The 22,493-nt window shown below is 67.0% G+C and carries 22 protein-coding genes, 1 tRNA gene and 2 pseudogenes; 13 read left to right on the top strand and 12 right to left on the bottom strand.

Going from position 1 to position 22,493, the window contains the following annotated elements:
- Nucleotides 1–67: 67 nt before the first annotated feature.
- The 4 genes from ACX9NE_RS25145 to ACX9NE_RS25130 all read right to left on the bottom strand — a co-directional run bounded on the left by ACX9NE_RS25145 (nt 68) and on the right by ACX9NE_RS25130 (nt 3,346).
- Entirely contained in the window at nt 68–1,282 is a 1,215-nt protein-coding gene (locus ACX9NE_RS25145; protein ID WP_459364279.1) for a PPE family protein, read from the bottom strand.
- Between the two features lie 8 nt (nt 1,283–1,290).
- Nucleotides 1,291–1,590: a PE family protein gene (locus ACX9NE_RS25140; protein ID WP_459364280.1), complete on the bottom strand. Its 300-nt coding sequence runs from the start codon at nt 1,588–1,590 to the stop codon at nt 1,291–1,293.
- 185 nt (nt 1,591–1,775) lie between these two features.
- The gene (locus ACX9NE_RS25135; RefSeq protein ID WP_459364281.1) at nt 1,776–2,030 is read right to left on the bottom strand and encodes a hypothetical protein; all 255 of its coding nucleotides are present in this window, start codon (nt 2,028–2,030) and stop codon (nt 1,776–1,778) included.
- Nucleotides 2,031–2,143: 113 nt separating this feature from the next.
- Nucleotides 2,144–3,346 carry a PucR family transcriptional regulator gene (locus ACX9NE_RS25130; protein WP_459364282.1) on the bottom strand — a complete coding sequence of 401 codons (1,203 nt, stop codon included), beginning with the start codon at nt 3,344–3,346 and terminating at the stop codon, nt 2,144–2,146.
- Nucleotides 3,347–3,430: 84 nt separating this feature from the next.
- Here ACX9NE_RS25130 and ACX9NE_RS25125 point away from each other — a divergent pair, with 84 nt between their 5' ends.
- The 6 genes and pseudogenes from ACX9NE_RS25125 (at nt 3,431) to ACX9NE_RS25100 (ending at nt 8,704) form a co-directional block, all read left to right on the top strand.
- Entirely contained in the window at nt 3,431–4,534 is a 1,104-nt protein-coding gene (locus tag ACX9NE_RS25125) for a ferredoxin reductase (RefSeq protein ID WP_459364283.1), read from the top strand.
- Nucleotides 4,535–4,543: 9 nt separating this feature from the next.
- The gene (locus ACX9NE_RS25120) at nt 4,544–5,704 is read left to right on the top strand and encodes a fatty acid desaturase family protein (protein WP_459364284.1); all 1,161 of its coding nucleotides are present in this window, start codon (nt 4,544–4,546) and stop codon (nt 5,702–5,704) included.
- 121 nt (nt 5,705–5,825) lie between these two features.
- Nucleotides 5,826–6,584: a YoaK family protein gene (locus tag ACX9NE_RS25115; RefSeq protein ID WP_459364285.1), complete on the top strand. Its 759-nt coding sequence runs from the start codon at nt 5,826–5,828 to the stop codon at nt 6,582–6,584.
- 514 nt (nt 6,585–7,098) lie between these two features.
- Nucleotides 7,099–7,734 (top strand): annotated as a pseudogene (locus ACX9NE_RS25110) (PPE family protein); the annotation flags it as partial.
- A gap of 248 nt (nt 7,735–7,982) precedes the next feature.
- Nucleotides 7,983–8,285, top strand: a complete 303-nt coding sequence (locus ACX9NE_RS25105; protein ID WP_459364286.1) for a hypothetical protein — start codon at nt 7,983–7,985, stop codon at nt 8,283–8,285.
- Between the two features lie 56 nt (nt 8,286–8,341).
- Entirely contained in the window at nt 8,342–8,704 is a 363-nt protein-coding gene (locus ACX9NE_RS25100; protein ID WP_459364287.1) for a hypothetical protein, read from the top strand.
- A 228-nt stretch (nt 8,705–8,932) separates the two neighbouring features.
- Here ACX9NE_RS25100 and ACX9NE_RS25095 read toward each other — a convergent pair whose 3' ends face one another.
- The 7 genes from ACX9NE_RS25095 to ACX9NE_RS25065 all read right to left on the bottom strand — a co-directional run bounded on the left by ACX9NE_RS25095 (nt 8,933) and on the right by ACX9NE_RS25065 (nt 15,459).
- Nucleotides 8,933–9,928, bottom strand: a complete 996-nt coding sequence (locus ACX9NE_RS25095) for a cation diffusion facilitator family transporter (protein WP_459364288.1) — start codon at nt 9,926–9,928, stop codon at nt 8,933–8,935.
- A gap of 2 nt (nt 9,929–9,930) precedes the next feature.
- Nucleotides 9,931–10,317, bottom strand: coding sequence for an ArsR/SmtB family transcription factor (locus ACX9NE_RS25090; protein ID WP_459364337.1), 387 nt, complete (start codon nt 10,315–10,317; stop codon nt 9,931–9,933).
- Nucleotides 10,318–10,690: 373 nt separating this feature from the next.
- Nucleotides 10,691–10,763, bottom strand: a tRNA-Arg gene (locus ACX9NE_RS25085).
- A gap of 318 nt (nt 10,764–11,081) precedes the next feature.
- Nucleotides 11,082–11,939 (bottom strand): SDR family NAD(P)-dependent oxidoreductase, encoded by an 858-nt coding sequence (locus ACX9NE_RS25080; RefSeq protein WP_459364289.1) that lies wholly within the window; start codon nt 11,937–11,939, stop codon nt 11,082–11,084.
- Nucleotides 11,940–12,001: 62 nt separating this feature from the next.
- Nucleotides 12,002–12,427, bottom strand: coding sequence for an aldehyde dehydrogenase family protein (locus tag ACX9NE_RS25075; protein WP_459364338.1), 426 nt, complete (start codon nt 12,425–12,427; stop codon nt 12,002–12,004).
- A 542-nt stretch (nt 12,428–12,969) separates the two neighbouring features.
- A complete protein-coding gene (locus ACX9NE_RS25070; protein ID WP_459364290.1) occupies nt 12,970–14,472 on the bottom strand; it encodes an NADP-dependent isocitrate dehydrogenase in 1,503 nt (500 codons plus the stop codon).
- 363 nt (nt 14,473–14,835) lie between these two features.
- On the bottom strand, nt 14,836–15,459 hold the full coding sequence (locus tag ACX9NE_RS25065) for a TetR family transcriptional regulator (protein ID WP_459364291.1): 624 nt from the start codon (nt 15,457–15,459) through the stop codon (nt 14,836–14,838).
- A gap of 76 nt (nt 15,460–15,535) precedes the next feature.
- Here ACX9NE_RS25065 and ACX9NE_RS25060 point away from each other — a divergent pair, with 76 nt between their 5' ends.
- The 7 genes and pseudogenes from ACX9NE_RS25060 to ACX9NE_RS25030 all read left to right on the top strand — a co-directional run bounded on the left by ACX9NE_RS25060 (nt 15,536) and on the right by ACX9NE_RS25030 (nt 20,748).
- Nucleotides 15,536–16,297: an SDR family NAD(P)-dependent oxidoreductase gene (locus ACX9NE_RS25060; RefSeq protein ID WP_459364292.1), complete on the top strand. Its 762-nt coding sequence runs from the start codon at nt 15,536–15,538 to the stop codon at nt 16,295–16,297.
- The gene (locus tag ACX9NE_RS25055; RefSeq protein WP_459364293.1) at nt 16,297–16,704 is read left to right on the top strand and encodes a PhlB family protein; all 408 of its coding nucleotides are present in this window, start codon (nt 16,297–16,299) and stop codon (nt 16,702–16,704) included. The genes ACX9NE_RS25060 and ACX9NE_RS25055 overlap by 1 nt, the downstream gene beginning before the upstream one ends.
- Nucleotides 16,701–17,840 carry a thiolase family protein gene (locus tag ACX9NE_RS25050; RefSeq protein ID WP_459364294.1) on the top strand — a complete coding sequence of 380 codons (1,140 nt, stop codon included), beginning with the start codon at nt 16,701–16,703 and terminating at the stop codon, nt 17,838–17,840. The genes ACX9NE_RS25055 and ACX9NE_RS25050 overlap by 4 nt, the downstream gene beginning before the upstream one ends.
- Nucleotides 17,837–18,615: pseudogene (locus tag ACX9NE_RS25045) on the top strand (enoyl-CoA hydratase-related protein). The gene ACX9NE_RS25050 and the pseudogene ACX9NE_RS25045 overlap by 4 nt, the downstream one beginning before the upstream one ends.
- Complete coding sequence (locus ACX9NE_RS25040) at nt 18,600–19,415, top strand: SDR family NAD(P)-dependent oxidoreductase (protein ID WP_459364295.1); 816 nt, start codon at nt 18,600–18,602, stop codon at nt 19,413–19,415. Before ACX9NE_RS25045 ends, ACX9NE_RS25040 begins: the two are co-directional and overlap by 16 nt.
- A complete protein-coding gene (locus ACX9NE_RS25035; protein ID WP_459364296.1) occupies nt 19,412–20,272 on the top strand; it encodes an alpha/beta fold hydrolase in 861 nt (286 codons plus the stop codon). The genes ACX9NE_RS25040 and ACX9NE_RS25035 overlap by 4 nt, the downstream gene beginning before the upstream one ends.
- Nucleotides 20,269–20,748 carry a nuclear transport factor 2 family protein gene (locus tag ACX9NE_RS25030; RefSeq protein WP_459364297.1) on the top strand — a complete coding sequence of 160 codons (480 nt, stop codon included), beginning with the start codon at nt 20,269–20,271 and terminating at the stop codon, nt 20,746–20,748. The genes ACX9NE_RS25035 and ACX9NE_RS25030 overlap by 4 nt, the downstream gene beginning before the upstream one ends.
- A gap of 576 nt (nt 20,749–21,324) precedes the next feature.
- Here ACX9NE_RS25030 and ACX9NE_RS25025 read toward each other — a convergent pair.
- Nucleotides 21,325–22,413, bottom strand: a complete 1,089-nt coding sequence (locus tag ACX9NE_RS25025) for an alpha/beta fold hydrolase (protein WP_459364298.1) — start codon at nt 22,411–22,413, stop codon at nt 21,325–21,327.
- Nucleotides 22,414–22,493: the final 80 nt, after the last annotated feature.

Genomic DNA, 22,493 nt, shown 5'->3' with positions numbered 1-22,493 from the left:
CGCCGAAATGCTAAGGAGATTGGGACGACAGGATTGTTGACAGAAACCTTGACACAGTTCCGCTGACTTATCGCGGACGGTTGCCCGCGGGGCCTGGGCCGGAGCCCGGTTGCTGGATCACCACCACCGTGGGCTTGCGTTTCGGCTGCCCGTCGTCCTCGGTGTCGGTGCCCGGCGAGCTGGTCGAGCCTGTGACGCCGCGACCAGCCAGACTAGCCAGAGCGGCACCTCCGAGCAGAGCCGCCGGCGCTGCGCCAAGATTCGTGGGCATTGGACCGGCGCCGGCGCCGGCGCCGGGGAGCGACTCGACGGCGAGCCGGATCTCCGGAGCTGCCACCGTCCAGCTGTGCGGGACCGTCAACGCTCCGACCAACGCAGCCTGGCCAGCTGCCGCGGCCGGCGCGCCTCCGTCCATCCCGGCCCGGGCGGCATACAGCGACGCGATCCCGCCGCCCTGAGTCGGCTGCACCGTGCCGGTGGCCGTGCGGTCGTCCTTGCCGGTACTGCCGGAGCCGTAATACCACGGTCGGGCGGTGTTTACCACGGACAGTGACAGGCCGGCGGTGGCAGTGATCGCGATGTAGGCGGCCAGTAGGTCCAGCTCTCCGACGGGGGTGGGAATCGTGACGGCTGCCGGGCCGGCCGACGAGGCTGGCGGCAGCGCGGCCAGCCCTTGCAGCGTCTGGGCGTTGATGGTGGGCAGGAGCGCTGCCTGGCCTGTCGCGGCGCCCGCTGTCGCCGGGCCGGCCGGGTCGGCGGTCTGCGTCGGCGCGGTGAAGGGCAGCAGCGTCGAGGCGGTCTCGGACGAGGCCGCGTAGGCGAACATGGCGGCGGCGTCCTGCGCCCACATCTCGGCGTACTCAGCCTGTAAGGCCTCGATCGCGGGACTGTTCTGGCCCAGCAGGTTCGTCGCGGCGAGCGACATCAAATGCTTACGATTTGCCGTGATCAGCGGCGGTGGCACCGTCATCGCGAACCCCGTCTCGTACGCCGCGGCGGCGGCGCGGGCCTGGGCGGCGGTCAGTTCGGCGCGCATCGCGGCCGCACTCAGCCAGCCTGCGTACGGTGCGGCCGCGGCAGCCATGGACGTCGAGGCCGGACCCAGCCAGGACTCGATCGCGAGGCCGGCGATGACCGCGCCGTACGACTCCGCCGCCGAGTTCAGAACGGCGGCCAGACCGTCCCAGGCATTCGCCGCGGCGACAATCGAAGCCGCTCCAGGTCCGGCGTACATCCGGGCAGAATTAACCTCCGGCGGCAGCAGCCCGAAGTCTGTAGTCAACGCCGTTCCTAGCCGGCCGCGATCACATTGGCGGCCTCGGTGACCGCGTACGAACCGGCGCTGGCGGCCAGCGTGCCGACAAAGAGGTAGTGGATGATCGAGGCCTGCGCACTGACGGCCTGGTACATCTGGGCGTGTGCGCTAAACCGCGCGGCCGTCAACGCCGAGACTTCGTCGGCGGCAGCCGCAACCACACCGGTGGTGGGTGCCTGGGCTGCGTCATTCTGAGCGGCCACCGCCGAGCCGATTCCCTGCAAGTTGCCCGCGGCCGTCGCGAGCGTCTCGGGATGGGTGACCACAAACGACATCCGCGTCTCCTTTGACCGCTGACAGGGCCGAACTGCCTGTGCTGTACGGGGATTGGATATCACTCGGGTGATGACCAGTTCCCGGTGCGGCACGTGCTAGCTGCAGATTACTGCTTCGCTGGGCTAACGGGTTCGGGTTTGACGGTGATCGTCCGCAAAAATCGACTGCCGGCGGTGTGCTGCGGTCAGGGCAGCGGCGGAGCTGGGGGAGCCGACACGGCCGGAGGCGCATCCAGGGTCGACGGGGGGGTCAGGGTGGTCAACGGCGTCGGAGTCGTCGTGTGGTTGGCCGGGGCCGGGGTCGCCGAGGTGTCGGTGGTGCCGGTCATCGAGGTCGTCTGCTGGTTGTTCGAGCCGAAGCCCAGAGTTGCCGTCAGCGCGATGGCGGTTGCTGCGAAGGCAGAGTAAATGCCGACGTACTTGATCGTGGGACTGATCATGATCCTTCTCCCTAATAATCCGCAATACGAAACTTCTATGTCCGTATTACGGATCACGATAACCGCTGATGCGACCCATGGGCAACCCCGCGCCGGGGTGGTACGGCAGTTGCTCAGACGGTCCGTTCCAGGCCAAGGGCGACGGTCAATTCCAGTACGGTCCGGGGTTCGCTGAGCCGGTCGTCGTACAACTCGCGAAGTTGACTCATCCGGTACCGGACCGTCTGGGGGTGGATGAAGAGATCGGCTGCTACCGCGTCGCGCCTGCCTTGGTGCAGCACCCACGAACGCAGGGTTTCGGTGAGTCGGTCGGCGGTGTTGGCAGGCAGGCCGGATAGGGGCGCCAATACCCGGGCGCGTAGGTCATCGGCAGCCTCGAGATCAGCGCCGAGCACCAGCTCGACAAGATGGTCGTCGGTATCAACGGCGCCGGACGTGCTCGCGTTCGGAAGGTCCCGGGCCCGCAGGGCGCGGCAGTAGGACGACCGGACATCCATCCACGGCCTTGCCGGGCCCACCAACGCCTTCCGGGCGGCTAGAGCGGACAGCAGTTGGCGTCGTTGGGTGCCCGCCATGTCGGGGACCATCAGGACCGCGAGTGCCTCGGACGCGTCGACGCCGGGCAGGTCTTCGGCCAGCTGCAGGGTGGATTGTCCGAATTGTGTTGCCAGGCGCCGTGTTTGCGCCAATGGCACCAATACTGCGGTGAGCGAGTCCGGCGGCTCCCAGCCGGCCTGCTCGGCGGCGGCCACCAGCGTGGCCGCGGGCTCCCCGGCCAGCAGATCCTGACTCAACCGGTCGAGGTAGCGTTGCCGGACCCGCCCCGTGGTAGCCAACTCGTCGGCGTGGCCGGACACGCTGGACGCCGATAGCTCGTCGATGTAGGCGAACACCAACTCGGCGAATCTGGCGATGGTGGATGCGGGCAGTCCGGCTGCGACGGCGATCGCCGAAAGTTCCTGCCAGGCCACCTGTGCCCCCACCCGGTAAGCCGCCAACAATGCATCGATCGTGCGGCCCTGACGTGCTTCGCCGCGCCCGAGTTCGTAGGCGCCGTTGATGGCGGGGAACAGCGATGTGCCCGGATCGGCATGATCGGGGCGCGTTGCCAGTCGCAGGAACGCGCCCAACGACGTCTGGACGGCGTTCTCGATGATCGGGCCCATCCGGCCACTGAATGCGTCGGCGTAACTCGGCACCGCTACCGTGATCGCCGTCACTGTTCGCTCCGCCATCGCCGGCAGGACGTCCTGCAGGGCTGTGATCACCGGTTCATCGAGCTGCAGCCCGCTGAGCCGTACCGACGCATCCGCCATAACTATTCCTTCCGAACAGATTCATCTCTGAAATTCACGCTCTCTAGTCAAGAATTTATACCGCGGGACAATGACGATGGAGGCATGACAATCCTCGCCACCCGACCCAAAGTCGTCGGCGCGCTGCGTCAACGAGTACTGAAGTTTGCCGAACGGGTCACGACACCGCTGGTTCCCAGCGATTACCTCGACGTCCTCGATCCGCTGCGGTCAGGCGCCGACCTGCGTGGACGCATCGTTGCGCTCCATCCGGAGACTCGCGACGCGGTCACTGTGGTGATCAAGCCCGGCCGCGGATGGCGACCACATGTGCCCGGCCAGTACGTGCGCATCGGTGTGGACGTAGACGGCGTTCGGCAGTGGCGGGCTTACTCGCTGACCTCGAAGACCCATCGTCGAGACGGATGCTTCGCCATCACGGTGAAGGCGATTCCGGACGGCGTGGTCAGCAACCACCTGGTGCGCCGCGCCACGGTCGGGACCGTGATCCAGCTCGATCAGGCTGCGGGCGAATTCACTCTAGGCGACACCGCGCCCCCGAAGATCTTGTTCGTCACGGCCGGCAGCGGCATCACGCCGGTGATGGGGATGTTGCGCAACATGGCGGGCCTGGGAGGTCCGGACCCCGACATCGTGGTAGTGCATTCCGCGCCCACGGCGGACGACGTCATCTTCGGCTGGGAGCTGCGTATGCTCGCCCGGCAGAGCCGGATTCGTTTGGTGGAAAAGCACACTGACTCCGACGGAATGCTGGATGTGACCCGCCTCGGTGAAGTCGTCCCGGACTTCGCCCAGCGCGAGACCTGGGCGTGTGGACCGGCCGGTTTGCTCGATGCGATCGAAAAGCGCTGGGCCGTAGCGGGTATCGCCGACCGGTTGCACATCGAACGATTCCGTCCTGTCGTGATCATCGCTAGTGGTCACGGCGGCGCCGTGACGTTCGCCAAGAGCGGCAGCGTCGTGGCGGCCGGCGGATCTCAGACCTTGCTGGATGCCGGTGAATCCGCAGGGGTGTTGATGCCGTCGGGATGCCGGATGGGCGTGTGCTTCGGGTGCGTCGTGCCGCTGCGTCAAGGTGCCGTGCGCGATCTGCGCAACGGCGACGTCACCACCGCCAACGCCGGCGACAACGTGCAAATCCAGACTTGTGTGTCCGCTGCCGCGGGCGCCTGCGAGCTCGACCTTTAAGGAGCCGAAATGACTGTTAAGCAAGCCAATCCGACCGCTCACCTGTCCGACGACGACATCGAAAACCTGGGCCGCGAACTCGATGCCATTCGCGAGAACGTGCTGGCCGGCCGCGGCGAGCGCGACGCCGCCTACATCCGCAGCGTCATCGACGGCCAGCGCCGCCTGGAGCTGGCCAGTCGCGCCGTGTTGCTGTTCTCGCTGTTCCCGCCCGCTTGGGTGATCGGCACCGCGGGACTGTCGATCTCCAAGATCGTCGAGAACATGGAGATCGGCCACAATGTGATGCATGGCCAGTGGGACTGGATGCGCGACAACAAGATTCACTCCACCACCTGGGAATGGGACAACGCTTCCCCGTCGGACATGTGGAAGCACTCGCACAACGAGGTGCACCACACCTATACCAATGTGCGCGGTAAGGACCACGATCTGGGCTACGGCATCATGCGGGTCGACGAAAACCAGCCTTGGAAGCCGTTCTACCTGGGTCAGCCGTTGTGGAACTTCGTCAATGCCTGCATATTTCAGTACGGCATTGCCGCCTACGACCTCGAGATCGGCAAGTATCTCAAAGGCCGCACCGATAAAGACGAGTTCCGCCGTCAAGGCAAAGAGGTACTCGAAAAGGTAGGCCGGCACATGATCCGCGACTACGTGCTGCACCCGTTGCTGTCGGGTCCCTCGGCCATCACGACGCTGACCGCGAACCTCACCGCCAACCTCATCCGCAATCTGTGGACCCACTCGGTGATCATGTGCGGGCACTTCCCCGAAGGCGTGCAGACTTTTGAGAAGAACTGCATCGAGGGTGAAACCCGCGGGCAATGGTATCTGCGACAGATGCTGGGATCGGCAAACATCTCAGGGAATGCCCTGTTGCACTTCATGACTGGGAATCTTTCCTTCCAGATCGAGCACCACCTCTACCCGGACCTGCCCAGCAACCGCTACCAGGAAATCGCCCCCAAAGTGCAGGAATTGTTCGACCGGTACGGGTTGACTTACACAACCGGTTCGCTGCCGCGCCAGGTGGCCTCGGCATGGAAGAAGGTTTTCCGGCTGTCCCTGCCCAACGACTTCGGGCGCAAAGCGTCGGAAGTCCTCCAGCCCTCGGTCCTTCGCGACACGATGTTCGCCAGGCCGCGCCGCCAGGAGCAAGCCGCCTGACCCGGAGAGATCCCGCGTCAATGAATTCAGGCCAAACTCTGATGTTGGAAAACGATCCGTTTACCGAATGTTCGTTGACCGAAAACGGTTAGCTATCAACAACAGTGGGTATCTTGCGGAGATGCAGTGGTGGATGGAACCTGCGCAGGAAGGCGGGCCGCTTCCCCGCTGGGTCGTCCTCGGTTACAGCGGGGTACTCGCATCGACGGCGGGCTTCGTCAACGCCGTAGCCATCTTGCTGCTGGCGTTTCCGGTTGCCAACGTCACCGCGGCCACCACCCAGCTGGGCATGAACACGGCCAATCCTTGGCTTTACGAAGGTCGCCTGCTTGCGGCCATCATCTTCGGTTTCCTGCTCGGAGCGGCGATCTCCGGAGCAGTTCTGGCGCCGACCCGGACGCAGGCGGGTCCCCGTCATGCCGTCCTGCTCGGCGTCGAGGCGGTGCTGTTGGTGTTGGCCGCCGCCGGTCTAGAAGACACTCCGGTCAGGGCGCTACTGTCCACTCTCGGCATGGATCAGCCCATTGTTCAAGCGGTCTGTGCCGCCACAGCACTCGGCATGCAGAACGGGTTGACGTCGAGCTTTCGCGGAATGGCGGTGCGCACCACGCACTTCACCGGCACCATCACCGACCTCGGGTTGATTATCGGTCGCAGTCGCGAGCACGGCTGGGAGAAGTGGAAGGCCACCATGCTCGCCGTCACTTTCGTGCTGTTCCTGGCGGGCGGCGTCATCGGCCTCCTCGTGGCTTCCCGGCTCGGTGGGTACGCGCTGATCATTCCCGCGATGACCTGTCTGGCTGTCGCGTCCGGATGCCTGCTACACAGCCGTGGTCGCGATCGGCACAACCGCGACGCCGACATGGCCACCGTGTCGTAGGACTGCCGGGCCCAGGTGCGGAACTCCGTTATCGCTGATTCCCCCTGGGAAAGTTTGGGCCGGTCCCGGTAGATCTGGTTCTCCCAGACGGGAAGGTCCTGCTCGATCTGCTTGCAGAAGTAGGAACCAGCCCGTGGGGTAGTCCGCGAAGGGAAACCGCTGCGGCATGGTCATGCATCCCGCTTGCTCTTTCATGCACAGCAAAGAAAGAGAGTTGGCCTGCGCGACGCCGTTCCGCGCCCTGTGTGCAGCGCTCGTGGACATTGTGCCCGACTTAGCTGATCGACGCCGCGGGCACCGATGGATTCATGTTGAGTGATCCTTGAAAACAGATGGAATGCGAGTCCGGCTGTTTTGACAGACATCTCATTGCCGGAGACGATTGGGCAAAGCTCGACGCGCGATTTGGTCGCGCCAGAAAGTCACCGTCGCGCGGGTCATTCGGCGGATGCAATTCGTCCCCGCTCGGTTCGGCATTGCGGCACCGAGAAACGCGGTCAGGAAAGGTAGCATAATGAGCTTTCTTCGGTTACCTCCGGAGACTATTTCGGGAATGATGTTTGGCGGCGCGGGGCCGGGTCCGATGCTTTCGGCAGCGGCGGCCCGGGAAGGGTTGGCGGCCGAACTCGATGTCGCGGCGGAGGCGTTCGCGTCGGTGATTTCGGGACTGGCCGGTCAGGGCTGGCAGGGGCCCGCGTCCCGGGCCATGGCCGCCGCGGCGGTCCCTTATGCGGGCTGGTTTGGCACGGCCGCGGCCCACGCGTCGGCGTCGGCGGCGCAGGCCAACGCGGTCGCGGGCGTGTTCGAGTCTGCATTGGCCGCTACCGTGCATCCTGCGCTGATAGCCGCCAATCGTTCCAATCTGGTTTCTCTGGTCGTATCGAACCTGTTCGGACTGAACGCTCCCGCGATCGCTGCTACCGAAGGACTGTACGAAGAGATGTGGGCTCAGGATGCAGCAGCAATGGTCGGCTACCACGGTGGCGCCTCGGCGGCAGCTGCAGAATTGGCGGCGGCGACCACCGCAATTGTGCCGAATTTCGGGTACGGCAATGTTGGCAACGGCAATATCGGCCTCTTCAACAATGGCTTCTACAATGTCGGACTGGGCAATTCAGGCCTTGCGAACATCGGCATCCAAAACGCGGGTACCATGATCAACATCGGTATCGGCAACACGGGGAGCTTCAATTTCGGTATTGGCAACCGGAGTCCGCAAATAGCTATCGACGTCAACAAACCCGTTACTCCCGCGGTAACTTCCTTTGGCGGCGTCGGTGTCTTCAACAACGGCAGCGATCTGATCGGCGGCTGGAACACCGGCTTCCGGAACATCGGCATCGCCAATGTGGGTACCAACACGCGGGCCTCCCATTCAGCTATTTGAGCTTGCTGGGCGTGGGTAACCACGGCGACTTCAACTCGGGCCTGTTCAACACCGGCACCTTCAACACCGGGCTGTTCAACGCAGGCAACTACAACACCGGCATCTGGCTTACCGGCGACCACCTGACGGGCATCGGGCCGCTTCACTTCAGCAATGGTTCGGCCTCGGCAGCGTCTGCGGGACTTCCGAATATCGGCTACGGGAACAACGGCATCAACGACTTCGGCCTGTTCAATACCGGCAACTACAACATCGGTGTCGGGCTTCACGGCGATCACCTGCTGGGCGTCGGTCCACTGCACGTCAGCAGGTAGCGCCGTGCTCACGCGGTGGGGGGTTAGCCGCCCGCTGTGCCTGGGTATAGCTGAGTATGTCCGCCGGGAAATTGCACACGCGCCAGTACGCCTGTGCCGGAATGGAACTCGCGCCGCGGAGGAAGCGGCTGGGCAAACACCTGGGGGGCGCAGCGCTGGTTATCGCGGCCGCGAGCTTATGCGCGTGGCATTCCCGCGCCGTAGCCTATGCCGATACCAACCGCGAACGAGAAGCCTGTGCGCTGATGAGCGATTACGCCGCGGCCATCCACTGGGGCTACGGAAATTCGAGTTTGCATTATGCCTATGCGGTGCTGTCCAGGGAGATGCCGGCCGAGGACGCGGCGCACCTGCTGTATGCCGCCACTCGCGACCAGTGCCCGGATCATGCGGCCGACCTGCCGGCCGGCTGGCGCTGAGCCGCCCGCAGCGCGACCTCCAGCAGCGAAAGTGCCCAGAGTTGCGCCGTCGATACCTCGATCACCGAATCAGGGCCGAACCCGATCGGATCCGTGGATGAGACTCAGGGCCCCTTCGCTGAGCGCGACGGCGGCTTCAATGACGTTGTAGCAGATCGTGGCGGCGCCGAAAAGCCAAATGCGGCGGCCAAGTACCACGCGCCGCGCCTCGGTCAAGCTATCCCGATCCTAGTGAGCCGGGTAGGCGTGGATAAGTGCGGTGCTCAACTTAGGAACGGCGTGGGTCAGGTCGTGTTCGGCGTCATGCGCGATCCAGTGTGCTTCGCTCAGGTTGAGCGTCGGGTCGATGTCCAGCTCAGCATCAGCGTGTAAGCGGTGGCCGATCCAGCGCATGCGGACGCTGCGGACGGATCGCACGCCTGGCCGGGCGGCGAGGGTTCGCTCGGCTGTCTCAACCAGTTCGGGGTCCACACCATCGAGCAGGCGGCGGAACACGTCGCGGACCGCTGTGCGCAGCACGGCCAGGATCGCCACGGTGATCAACAAGCCAACAATTGGATCAGCCAGCGGAAAGCCCATCGCAACGCCTCCTGCGCTTACAAGCACCGCCAATGAGGTGAAGCCGTCAGTGCGCGCGTGCATGCCGTCGGCAACCAGGGCGGCGGAGCCTATCCGGCGACCAACCCTGATTCGGTAGAGGGCGACCCACTCGTTGCCGATGAAGCCGACCACGCCCGCCAGCGCCACCCACCCAACATGCTCAATCGGCTGCGGGTGAATGAGCCGCGCGACCGCCTCGTAGCCCGCGGTGATTGCCGACATCGTGATCATCGCTACGACGAACAGCCCGGCCAAGTCTTCGACGCGCCCGAAGCCGTAGGTGTAGCGGCGGGTCGCCGCCTTGGTGCCCATCGCGAACGCAATCCATAGCGGCACAGCCGTCAGCGCATCGGAGAAGTTGTGGATCGTGTCGGCAGCGAGAGCCACCGATCCCGATACGATCACGATAGCTACCTGAGCGAGCGCGGTAACCCCTAGGACCAGCAGGCTGACCTTGACGGCACGAATACCGGCTGCCGAGGATTCGAGCGCGTTGTCAACGCTGTCCGCCGAGTCGTGAGAGTGCGGCGCGAACATCTCCTTTATCGCGCCCCTGAGTCCTCGGGGATGTTCGTGCGGGTGTCCGTGGTCATGTGAGCGCTCGTCTTGGGACAAGTGGGTCATTGCTACTGAGCCTTCCGGGCTGTCGAATCGGCGAGCAAAGTGGGGTCGCTCCGGTGGTGAGACGGCACACCAGGGCCAGCGTGTTCAGCGTTGAACACCGCGTCAGTGACCAACTGGCGGACGTGTTCGTTTTCTAGGCTGTAGAAAATTGTTGTTCCAGCGCGGCGTGTGCGGACCAACCGCGCCATCCGCAACTTGGCCAAGTGCTGTGAAACAGACGGTGCGGGCTTGCCCACCAGCTCAGCAAGTTCGTTGACCGATAACTCGCGGTCGGCGAGTGCCCACAACACTTGGATGCGCGTCGGGTCGGCCAGCATCCGAAACACCTCGACCACCAAGTGCGCCTGATCGTTGGCAAGAGGCCCAGGATCACCAATACCTGCATTCATACGCAGATAGTAGCTCATGACTCCCGGATGCTCGAACGATTGCCAGGTCCGAGTTTGCCGACTGTTCGGCTCGAATTGCCACGTCGTAGAAGATTGGTTTCCCCAAGTCGCCGAACTACCCTGTGCCACAATGTATCTCGCAAGCTTCTTGCCGCGCTAAGTGGCATGGCCGCCATGATCGCAACCGACAGACCGCCGTCCGTTCGCGTAGCCGGAGCATTGACTCCTGGCGCGCTCGCTCGGCGTCCAGGCATCCACCGCGGCGAGACCGGCGGCCCTCGGGCTGCGCCCCGGTCGGCGTTGTCGTGGAAGCGGCGCGCGTTCACCCGACGTAGAAATGTCAAGCATCAGCCGAGGTCATACACGACATCTGTGCCCCCGGCAGGATTCGAACCTGCGACACCGGCTTTAGGAGAGCCGTGCTCTATCCCCTGAGCTACGGGGGCGGGAACGTGTCAATACCTGTCAAGACCTCGGAACGGTAGGGGTGATTGTCGGCTCGTCATGGCGTCCTGGCCGAGCTGGCGCTCGGTGTTGGCCGGTCAGAAGGGGCAGGCCCGAGTGTAGCGGGCATGATTGGCCGTCGGCGTTCGAGTCCGCAGACATTCGGCTATCGATGGGTCGGACTCCGAAAATCGAAACCATCAGGAGGTGGGCGAAACCACCGTTATCGCAGCGTCATAAGAGCGTTGAATCGCTACCGGCGGACACCGGCTCGCCGCTCGGGCCTCTGGCGGTTGGCCGCGGAACTTCCCCGCCGGAGCTCAGGTTTCGACGGTCGCGCGCGGGCGGGGAAACTGGGTGGCCAGGAAGCAGTCCCACATTCGGTCGCTCATGAGCCGGTTCATCCGGATCAGCACCGAGGCGGACGGCGTCACCCGCATCCGTGGCTTCGGCCGCTTCGCGGTGATCGCTTTCTCGACGGCCTTGGCAACGGTGTCGGGCCCACCTCCGAGCTTGGCCAGCGCCCCTTTCTGGTAGACCTCTTCGGTGTTCTTGGCGACCGAAGCGTTGAAATGCGCATACGGCCCGTTACCGGTGTTGAGCTCGCCGGTCGCGGTGCTGGCGAATTCGGTGCGGATCAGACCAGGTTGCACGATCACGACGTCGACGCCGAAGCCCTTCACCTCGAACCGCAAGGCGTCGCTGAGTGCCTCGACCGCATACTTCGATCCGTGATAGGCGCCGGCACCGGGGAAGGTGAAGTTTGCGCCCATCGAGCTGATGTTGACGATGCGTCCCCATCCCTGCTCGCCCATGCCGGGCAGCACCAGTTGGCACATGCGCACCAGCCCGAACACGTTGGTCTCGAACTGGCGGCGCAGATCAGACATGGGCAGCGTCTCTAGCGCGCCGGATTGCGAATAACCGGCGTTGTTCACCAGCGCACCGACCGCGCCCTGCTCGTCGACGACGCGTTTGACCGCGGCGCTCATCGACGCCTCGTCGGTGACGTCGAGGCTCAACGTGTGGGCGCCGGCTTGACGAAGGTCGGCGATCGACTCCTCGCGGCGGGCGGTGGCGTAGACGATGTGGCCGGCGCGGGCAAGTCGCTCTGCCGTGGCGCGGCCGATGCCGGTGGAGCAGCCGTTGATGAGAACGGTCTTTGATGTATTCGGCATAGTGGACACCCTTTCAGTTGGCTGTTGACAGCGATCCCACCGCGCTCGATGAGCCGGTGGTCTCAGCGCTGGATCTGGAAATCCAGGGCGGCTCGCAGACGCTCGTCGAACGGCGGACGAAGGCCGGCCATCCCGGCGATGTCCTGATCGGACTGCACGGAGACGCCTTTGGCGTGGCTGAAGGTGCGGAAGCCGTGGATGCCGCGATAGGCGCCCCTGCCGCTGGGCCCGACGCCGCCGAAGGGCAGGTCGTCTTGAGTGGTGTGCATGACGACGTCGTTGACGGTGACGTTGCCGGACGTCGTGCGGGCCAGGACATAGGTTTCTTCGTCGGCGTCGTGGCCGAAGTAGTACACGGCCGGCGGCCGATGGTGGGCGTTGAGGTAGGGCGGCGGCCTCGGCGTCCGCACCGGCAGGATCAGGCCGAAGATTTCCTCGTCGGCGATCTTCATGTACTCGCTTGTGTTCAGTACCAGCATCGGCGGGATGCTGCGCTCTGGGCCCGGTGGTCGGTCTGGTAATCGGTCGCGATGGCTTCGGTCATTGCTGCTGCTCTCCTGAGGCGCGCCTGCGCGGCTTCCAGATCATATGTTGACCGTTCAGCATAGGTCAAGGGGCAAGGGACGTGACAGCGGCGGTAGTCGAGCAAGCCGACGGGCCGTATGCACGGGGATCCGCACCGTTGGAGGCGCTACGACCGGGTGAGGTGCTGGTGCGGGTGACGGCGACGGGCATCTGACACAGCGGCGCCCGGGCCGACGGCTCGCACGCCCTCAGCCGAAACGGCGCCACCCTGCACAGCCACTTTTTCGGCCAGTCATCGTTTGCCGCCCCGGTTGTTCTCTGTGCTGCTCTTCGAAGCCCTCGGTCCCCGCCCGGAGCTGGTCCCCGATTTCGCCGCGTGCTGGCTGGATACACCGCGACTGCATCGAGCCCGACCGCGTCTACGCCGACCTCGAACGCACCCTGCTCGCCGGTCTGGCTCCTGGCCGACGACCGAGCGACCATCGTGACCCAGGTCTTTCACCGATCACTGGCCCTGGCCCAGGGAGTAGCCGGGTTGCCCGTCGAATCGGTACAGTCCCTCGGTCTTGATGAAGTCCAGTTCGGCGCTTACCAGCCGCTCGAGCAGCTGCAGGATGTGGCGGTGGGTGGCTGCGCCCGGGCTCGGTGCCTGAAAGCGAGCCCGCCAGTGGTCGGTGCAAAAGGTCTCGGGCAGGCCGTCGGGCCAGACCTTCACACCGCGGTTGGTGATCATCTGCAGCTGCAACCAGCTGTCTCCGGCAGCGGCGCGTAAGGCGGCCGCCAGGTCGTCGGGCCGGGTCTGGGATGCGTGCAGGAAGACGTCGACCCCGTCGAGGGTCTTGGTTGCTCGCGCAGTGGCCCCGCGGCCGGCCGGGACGGTGGGTTGGCTGAGCGGATAGTCCACTGCCGCGAGTTGCCGCGGGCGTTGCCCGAGATGGGCGATGACGGCGTCGGCGAAGGCGCGGGTGCCCAGCGGTGCTTGCCCGGGCGGGGCGATGTCGTAGGTGGCCGCGCCGGACTCCAACGCGGCCAGCCACGCGTTGTGCACGCGGGCGGCGATGTCGCCCTGACCGATGTGGACCAGCATCATCACCGCGGCCAGCAGCAATCCCGACGGGTTCGCGACGTCTTGTCCGGCCCGCCGCGGCGCCGAACCATGAATGGCCTCGAACATGGCCAGCTCGTCACCGATGTTGGCCGAACCCGCCATGCCCACCGACCCGGCGATCTGTGCGGCGACATCGGAGAGAATGTCGCCGTAGAGATTCGGCAAGACGACGACGTCGAAGGCTTCCGGGGAGTCGGCGAGTTTGGCCGCGCCGATGTCGACGATCCAGTGCTCGGCCGCGATGTCGGGATAATCGGCTGCCACCTCGTCGAACACCCGGTGAAAAAGCCCGTCGGTGAGCTTCATGATGTTGTCCTTGGTGAAGCAGCTGACCTTGGAGCGGCCGTGCCGGCGCGCATATTCAAACGCGTAGCGGCAGATCCGCTCACTGCCCGGCCGGGTGATCAGCTTGAGGCACTGAGTGACCTCGTCGGTCTGGCGGTGCTCGATGCCCCCGTAGAGATCCTCCTCGTTTTCACGCACGATGACCACGTCCATGCCCGGATGCCGGGTCGGCACGAACGGCGCGTACGCCACGCAGGGCCGTACGTTGGCGTACAGCCCGAGGCTTTTGCGCACCGTCACGTTGAGCGACTTGAAGCCGCCGCCCTGCGGCGTGGTGATCGGCGCCTTCAGGAACACCCGGGTGCGCCGCAACGACTCCCACGCCTGCGGCTCGATGCCCGCCGTGTGACCGCGGCGGTACACCACCTCCCCGATCTGGACCTCCTCGACCGCGAGCTGCGCCCCGGCGGCCGATAACACGCGCAACGTCGCATCCATGATCTCCGGGCCGATCCCGTCACCGCGGGCCACCGTGATAGGGACTGCCGTGGCTGACTGTGATGGAACCATTACGTTGCTGCCGGGCTGGGTGGGAAGAACCGATTGGGTGGTCATGGTAAGCCTTCCGCTCGGGAACCACATGTGCACTTGCGAACAGCATGACATGATTTGAAACATACGTAAACTACTTCATATTTCACGCGAAAAGCGCGCTAGCGAAACGGTGAATCTCGAAGGTTGAATCGTCGTCGTGACCGGCGCCGGCAGCGGCATCGGTGCGGCGCTGGCCGAACAGGCGGCGGCACGCACACCGTGTTCACCGCCCAGTGCGCCGTCGCGTGCCTGCGCCGGGTCATCGACGGGGATGCTCGGGCGGGCTACCGCACGCCCGCGGGCGCGTGGAGTAGCGACTTCGTGCTTGCGATCCCGGGTGTGACACGCCACGACGTGCCCCGCTGAGTCATCGCCGCGGGCGGACTAGCGAGCCCGCAGCCCGTCCATCGCGAGCTCGTCCAGGCTCCGGTAGAGCGGGTCGAGGTCCAGCTCGGGGTCGATGAGCCGCTGGTAGGCGATGCCGCCCACCGCGCCGATCAGGACGGTGACGACGGCGCGCGGATCGGCGTCGGCACGGATTTCGCCGGCTTTCTGGCCGGCGGCGATCCACTTCTCACAGAGGTTACGAAGATGGGTGTGCAGTTGCGCGAAGCGCACGCGCAGGTCGTCGCGGGGGCCAATGGCGTCGAACATCAGCACGTAGAACAGCCGCAGGCGTGCGGTGTCGCCCTCGAGAAAGCGGCGGTGTGAGCGCAGCGCGGCACGGACGGCGTCAAGTCCGATGGCGTCGCCGACGTCGGGCACCAGGACGGTCGTCTCCCACTGGGCGAAGGCCTCCTCGACGACGGCCCACAACAGCCCATCCTTGGAGCCGAAGTGCCACGCCACCGACCCGCGGCTGATGCCCGAGCGTTCGGCGATGTGCAGGATCGAGGTGCCGGCGTAGCCCTGCTCGGCGAACAGCTCACTGGCGGCGTCGATGAGGCGTTTGCGGGTCTGCGCGGACTGGGCGGCCTTAACGCCGATCGCCGGGGCGGGTTCACTCACCCTGGTGATGATAGCCACTCGACAAATCCGCCCGCCGCAACCTATGCTGAATGTCCAACACAGGAAGGAATCGCGCGTGGACATCAAGGGCAGGCCGGTTCTCGTGGTCGGTGGCGCAACGGGATTGGGGGCCGCCACGGTACGTGCGTTGGCGGCCGAAGGCGCGAACGTCACGGTTGCCGACGTCAACGTGGAGCAGGGCCAAGCGCTCGCCTCGGAACTGGACGCCACGTTTGTGCGGTGCGACGTTCGCGACGAGGTCCAGGTCGCCGCCGCGGTCGACGCGGCGGCCCAGCGCGACGGCGGGCTTCGCGCCGCGGTGTGCTGTGCGGGGACGGGCTGGGCGCAGAAGGTGGCGAGCTCCAAGGGCCCGCATCCGCTGGAGTCTTTCCGGATCATCCAGGAGATCAACCTGTTCGGGACGTTCAACGTGCTGCGCCTGGCGGCGGCGGCGATGCGCGACAACGAGCCCGACGCGGGCGGGGAGCGCGGCGTCTGCGTCCTGACCGCCTCCGGCGCGGCGTTCGAGGGCCAGATCGGACAGGTCGCGTACGCGGCCTCCAAGGCGGCGATCGTCGGCCTGACGCTGCCGGCCGCCCGCGACCTGGCCGACCGCGGAATCCGGGTGGTGTCGATCGCCCCGGGCCTGTTCGACACCCAGCTGCTGGCCGCGCTGGGCGACGAGGCCAAGGCGGCACTCGGCGCGACGGTCCCCTTCCCGCCGCGCCTCGGCGTTCCGGCCGAGTTCGCCGCCCTGGTGCAGGCGGTGGTGGCCAACCCGATGCTGAACGGCACCACGATCCGCCTCGACGGTGGGTTGCGGATGGCGCCGCGCTGATGGCCGCCTCGCGACACCCGTCGCTGCATAGCCCGGCACGTGCCGGCGAGCGGGTCGCACTGCACGGGTCGCGCTGCGCGCGCTGCGGTTTTTTGGCGCTGCCGCCCGAAGCGCTGGGGTGTCGGCGCTGCGGCGCGCCCGCTGCCGAACATGAGCCGCTGACACTCGACGGCTCGGCGCTGGTGCGCGTGTGCACGATCGTCCACAGCGATCCGATGGGCACCATCCCGACCCCGTACACGCTGGCGCGGCTGGCTCTCGACGCTCCCGGCGGCCAGCCGCTCGTGGCGGACGGGCTGTTGGCCGGCGGCCCGGTCGAGACCGGCAGCCGCGTTCAGGCTCGGCTGGTCGAGCTGGGCGAGGATCGCCTCGAGGTACGTTTCGCGGCCGAAAGCGAGGAACCGTGACCGGCCGCGAGGTGGTGGTGGCCGGCGTCGGCTGGCATCCCTACCAGCGCCCCAGTGCCGCTCCATACCCGGTGCTGGGCCTGACCGCGGCGCGGGCCGCGCTGGCCGACGCGGGTGTGGCCTGGACCGCGGTGCAAGCGGCCTGCGTCGGCACGGCGATGCTGGGCATGGCGGCCGGCTGGACGATGCTGCGCCACCTCGGCGCGACGGGCATCCCGGTCACGCAGGTGGAGAACGCGTCGGCGACCGGCTCGACCGCAGTGGCGGCCGGGGTCACCGAGGTGGCGTCCGGGCGCTCGGATCTGGTGCTGGTGGTCGGCGTCGACAAGGTCGACCTGCCGCGTCTGGCGCCGTTCAAAACGGGCGCGCAGCGGCTGGGGCCGGACGGTTTCCTGCCGGCGGCGGGGTTCGCCCTGGACGCGCTCGAGCACATGGCCGCCTACGGCACCACGCGCGAGCAGCTGGCCGCCGTGGCCGCCAAGGCCCACGCCAACGCCGCGCAGAATCCCAACGCGCAGCGCCGCAAGCCGCGCAGCGCCGACGAGATCCTGGCGGCGACCCCGGTCGTCGACCCGTTCACCGCGCCGATGTGCACACCGCTCGGCGAGGGCGCCGCGGCGCTGGTGCTGGCCGCCGGCGACGCGCTGGGCCGGCTGGGCATCCACCGCCGCCGCGCGGTGCGTGTCCGCGCGTCGGTCACCGCATCCGAGCCGCTCACCGATCCCACCCGATCCATGCAGGCTCAGCTGACCGCCTCGACCGCGACCGCGGCCTACACCCAGGCGGGTGTGGGACCGTCCCATCTCGACGTGGTGGAGGTGCACGACGCGTTCGCCATCGAAGAAATCCTCTACGCCGAGGCGCTCGGCCTCGTCGATGAGGGCAAGGGCGGTCCCGCGGTGGCGGCCGGCGCCACCGCGATCGGCTCCGGATGCGCGGTCAACCCGTCCGGCGGGCTGATCGCGATGGGTCATCCGTTCGGCCCCACCGGCGTCGGGCAGATCGGCGAGCTCACCAGACAGCTGCGCGGCGAGGCCGGCCCACGCCAGCAGCCGAACGCCCGCATCGGGCTGGCCCAGATGGTCGGCATCGGCGAAGTCTGCGTCATCCACATCCTCGAAAAGGCAGCCACATGACCGATCCCGTGACCACCGAGGTCGTCGACGAACGCATCCTCGTCGTGACCATCGACCGCCAGGACGTGCGCAACGCCCTGGACCCCAAGACCAGCCGGCAGATGGCCGAGGTGTTCGAAGCCTTCGCCGCCGACGACGACCTGTGGGTCGGCGTGCTCACCGGCGCCGGCGACAAGGCCTTCTGCGCCGGGATGGACCTGCGCGTGCAGGCCAGCGAGGGACTGGACTTAAACGCGTTTCCACCGTCGGGCTTCGGCGGGTTGACGCACCGCACCGATCTGGACAAGCCGGTGATCGCCGCGGTCAACGGCCTGGCGCTGGGCGGCGGCTTCGAGCTGGCCCTGGCCTGCGACCTGGTGGTGGCCGACGAGCGCGCCGCTTCGGGTTACCGGAGGCCCGCGTCGGCACCGCCGCGGCGGCCGGCGGGCTGCTGCGGCTGCCCCGCCAGATCGGGCCCAAACGCGCCGCGGAACTCGTCCTGACCGGCCAGCCGGTGGACGCCGCAACGCTGCACGACTGGGGAGTCGTCAACCGGGTCGTCCCGGCCGGCACGGTGATCGACGCCGCACTGGGGCTGGCGCGCGAGGTGCTGGCCTGCGCGCCGCTGGCCGTGCGGACCGCCAAGCAGGTGATGGCCGACGGCCTGCAGACCGGCCTCGACGAAGCGCTGCGGGCACGGCCCACCCACCTCGAGGCGCTCTTCGGCACCGCCGACTTCACCGAGGGCGCCCGCGCGTTCGTCGAGAAGCGCGCGCCCGTGTGGCAGGCACGCTGATGCGGCTGCCCGGCAAGGTGGTGGCCATCACCGGCGCCGCCCGCGGCATCGGCGCCGAGACGGCCCGGGTGTTCGCGGCGCGCGGCGCCCGCGTCGCCGCCGGCGACCTGCAGGCACCGACCGACCTTCCGCCCGGCGCGATCGGCCTGCCACTCGACGTCACCGACGAGGCCGCGTTCCTCGCCTTCCTGGACGCCACCGAGCGGCGCCTGGGACCCGTCGACGTGCTGGTGAACAACGCCGGCGTCCAGCACCTCGGCGCGTTCACCGAGGAGACCGACGAACGGCGCGATCGCCAGCTCGCGGTGAACCTGCTCGGACCGCTGCTGGGCTGTCGGCTGGCCGCCCGCCGGATGACCGGCCGGGGTGGCTGGATCGTCAACGTCGCCTCGGCGGCCGGCGTCCGCGGCTTCGCCGGCGGCGCCACCTACTGCGCGACTAAACACGCGGTCGTCGGGCTCTCCGACGCACTGCGAAAAGAGCTGGGCCCCAAGGGAATCGGCGTCAGCCTGGTGGTGCCCGGGGTGGTGCTGACCGACCTGGCGGCGGGGGTGCGCAGCGCGGGCGGCATCGCGCCGGTGACCCCGCTCGCCGCCGCGAACGCCATCGTCGACGGGGTGCGCGACGAGCGCCCCGAGATCTGGGTGCCGCGGTCGGTGGGCCGCGCCCACCGCGCGCTCCGCCTGCTGCCGCGGCGGATCGCGCGCGCCCTGGAGCACCGGACCGGCATCGACCGCATCCTGCTCGACGTCGACGACGACGCGCGCGCCGGCTACGAGGCGCGGATCAGCGCGATATGAGCACCGCCCCGGCTTTCGAACCTGCGGGCGTCGGTGTGGTCCGCGAGGAACGCCTCAGTGCCGCCGGCGTCACCACCCGGGCGCTGCGGGTCGGCGCGGGCCCGCCGCGCGCGGTGCTGCTGCACGGCTTCGCCGATGGCGCTGACGCGTGGCGCCCGGTGCTGCAGCTGCTCGGGCGCGCCGGGCTCGCCGCGATAGCCCTGGACCTGCCCGGCTTCGCGCTCGCCGACCCGCTGCAGCCCGACCGCGCGATCCTGCCCCAACTCGACACCTTCTTGGATGCGGTCCTGCACGAGCTGCCTGCCGACACCGTGGTGGGTGGCCACTCGCTCGGCGGCTGCGTGGCGTTGCGGGCCGCGGCGCGCGGACGCACTGGGGCGGTGGTCGTGGTGTCCGCGGCGGGGCTGGACATGGCGCCATGGTTCGACGTCATCGGCCACCGCGTGGTGGCACCGGGCCTGATTGCCCTGGCGGGTTGGATGCCGATCGGGGCGACCCGCTGGGGGGTGCGGCGCAGCTACCCCGGCGGGCTGTACGCCGACCCCCGCGGTGTGCGCCCCGACGTCGTTGCCGCCAATGTGGGTTACCTGCGTGACCGCGCCACCGCGCGGCGCCTGCTGGCCGATGGCCGGCGCCTGCTGTCCGAGCTGCGTTCCCCGTTCGACTGGCCGCGCATCGAGTGCCCGGTGGTCGGCATCTGGGGCGAGCGCGACCGGCTGTCGCTGCCCAGCAGCGCCGACCGGCTGCAGGCCGCGTTGCCCCATGCCGACGTGCGCCGGCTGACGGCGTGCGGCCATATGCCGATGGTCGAACGCCCCGGCGAGGTTGCCGGGGTGCTGGAAAGGATGACGTCATGACCGCTACCGACACCGTGGCGAAGGCTTTCGCCGCGCTGGGCCGCCAGGATCTCGACGGCGTCCTGGCGCAGATGCACGACGACATGGTCGACGTCTTCCCGACCCGCACCTGCCGCGGCAAGGCGCCGATCCGCGGCTACTTCACCGAGCTGTTCGCGTCGTTCCCCGACGCGGCCATGACCGTGGACCGCATCGTCGGCGACGAGTCGACGGCCGTCGTCGAGTGGACGCTGCGGGCCACCTTCACCGGCGCGCCCTACGAGGGCGTGCTGGCCAACGGGCGGCGCGTCGAGCTGCGCGGTGTGGACGTGATCGACGTGGCCGACGGCCTGGAGCGGCACAACCGAATCTATTACGACACAGGCGATTTCCTGCGCCAGATCGGGCTGTTACCGGCCGCCGGGTCGCCCGGAGAGCGGTCGCTGCGCGGGTTGTTCAACGCCGGCACTCGGGTGCGACGAGCGGTCTTTAAGTAGGCGCCCTCGCGCGCCGCGACCCGCCGGCGCACGTGGGTTCCGCGGATCCGGCGAGCAGCACGGTCGCGTCATGCCTGCCGATCGGCTTCCAGGTATTGCCGTAGCAGGGCGTCGGGTTCGTGAGCCGTTTCCACCCACGCCCACCAGCTGATCGTCCCTCGCGACTCGAACACCGCATCACCCGTTACGGGGCAGACCGGTCGGCGCGCTAAGACCTTCGCCGCTGCGCCGGCGTGCCTCTGGAACGAACATCGGCCATCGTCGTGATCTGACGGCTCAGGACAGGTCTTCGACCCGGATCGGCCAGCCCGGTAGAGCGCATGGGTCGCCCAGGATGAGAAACCGGTGAACAGTTGGGCGATGCCGGGCACCAGTGACCGGCGGTGCTGCTTTACGGCAGGTTTGCTCATCGTGTTCCTCATCGCATGAGTGACGGGTGCAGATGCACCGTTTGATCCGAACACGTCGCCACCCCATGCTGGTAGCGGCTAAAGTCGCCCGGCAGTTGATTTCATCGCATGTGCTGCGCGGACGACTCAGCCTCCGGCTGGCCGTTGCGATGCAACTGCAGACCGCTTAAGCCAATGCACGCTCGACCAGATCCGTATAGGCTCCGGGGTCGGTGAGTGCGGCAGCGTGACCGAGTTGCCCGAGACTGATCAGCTCGGCGCGGCGCCCAAACAACCGTTGGTACCGGGGAATGTCCTTGCTGCTCTGCGTAGGATCGTTTTCGGCGGTCAACACGATGACGCGACCACCCCATTCCAGGAACGCAGCGGGCGTGACAATCTGTGTGCGTATCAAGTCTGCGGCAACGGCGAAGTGGGAGAACACATCTGCGCGAGTCACCTGATCATGCACGATCCTGCGAAGCAGGTGCGCCAGTTCGCGCCGTTTGTCCGGCGGTAACTGACGGGTTAGCCTGACCAACCCGAACCCCACCAATTCCTTGAGGATATTCTCCGGCAGGACCTTGGCGAGCCATATGAGTACGGTTTCTACCGCCAGCCAGCCGCGTTCGTAGTCGGCCGGGCCGGTGCTCGATAAGACAATGCGGTCGATAGCATCTGGCCGGTGCGCGAGATACGCCTGCGCCAACATCCCACCGTACGACTGGCCCACGAGTGCCGTGCTACCGACCGACTCGGCTTGCAAGATGGCGTCCAATGCGGCCATGAACTCGGCGACGGTGAGTACGGGCGAATAGTCGGGCGCGATGACGGTATGTTGGGCGGCAAGCCTTTCCAGGAATTCCGAGCCGATTGCAGCCCTACGAAGTCCACCGGTCAACCACAGCACCGTCGGGCCCGCACCCAATCGGTAGTAGTGCCAAAGAACGTCGCCGACAAGCATCTGCTTGCCGTATCGGCTGGCGAAGCGCGCTGTGGGGTCAACGGTGACCGATGGGGGGCTTTCGTGGATGGTCGGTGATGTTGCCGTGTGCCCTGCCCAAGCTGAATCATTCGGCCGCTGTGGCGCGGGCTCGGGCCTCATTTTCAGGTAGCTCTCGATGTTGAACCGGTAGAATGCACGTCGTCGGCGAGGTGTCAGCTGTTTGGCCGCGGTCGCGGCGTCGATGATCTGTGGATCGACGGCCTTGTACGTTTCCCCGTGCAGTCGGATGGTGGCTTTCTTGGCAGCCTGCACATTGTGCAGCCAATCCACACGTGTGCCATAGGGCAGTGGGGATGATAAAGCCGTCGTTCACCCGCTCCGCGACGACGGGTGTGGCATAACCTTTTCCG

The organism is Mycobacterium sp. ML4 (genome assembly GCF_054515735.1).
The sequence above is the reverse complement of the archived record's forward strand: the minus strand, read 5'-3'. Positions and strand labels throughout refer to the sequence as shown.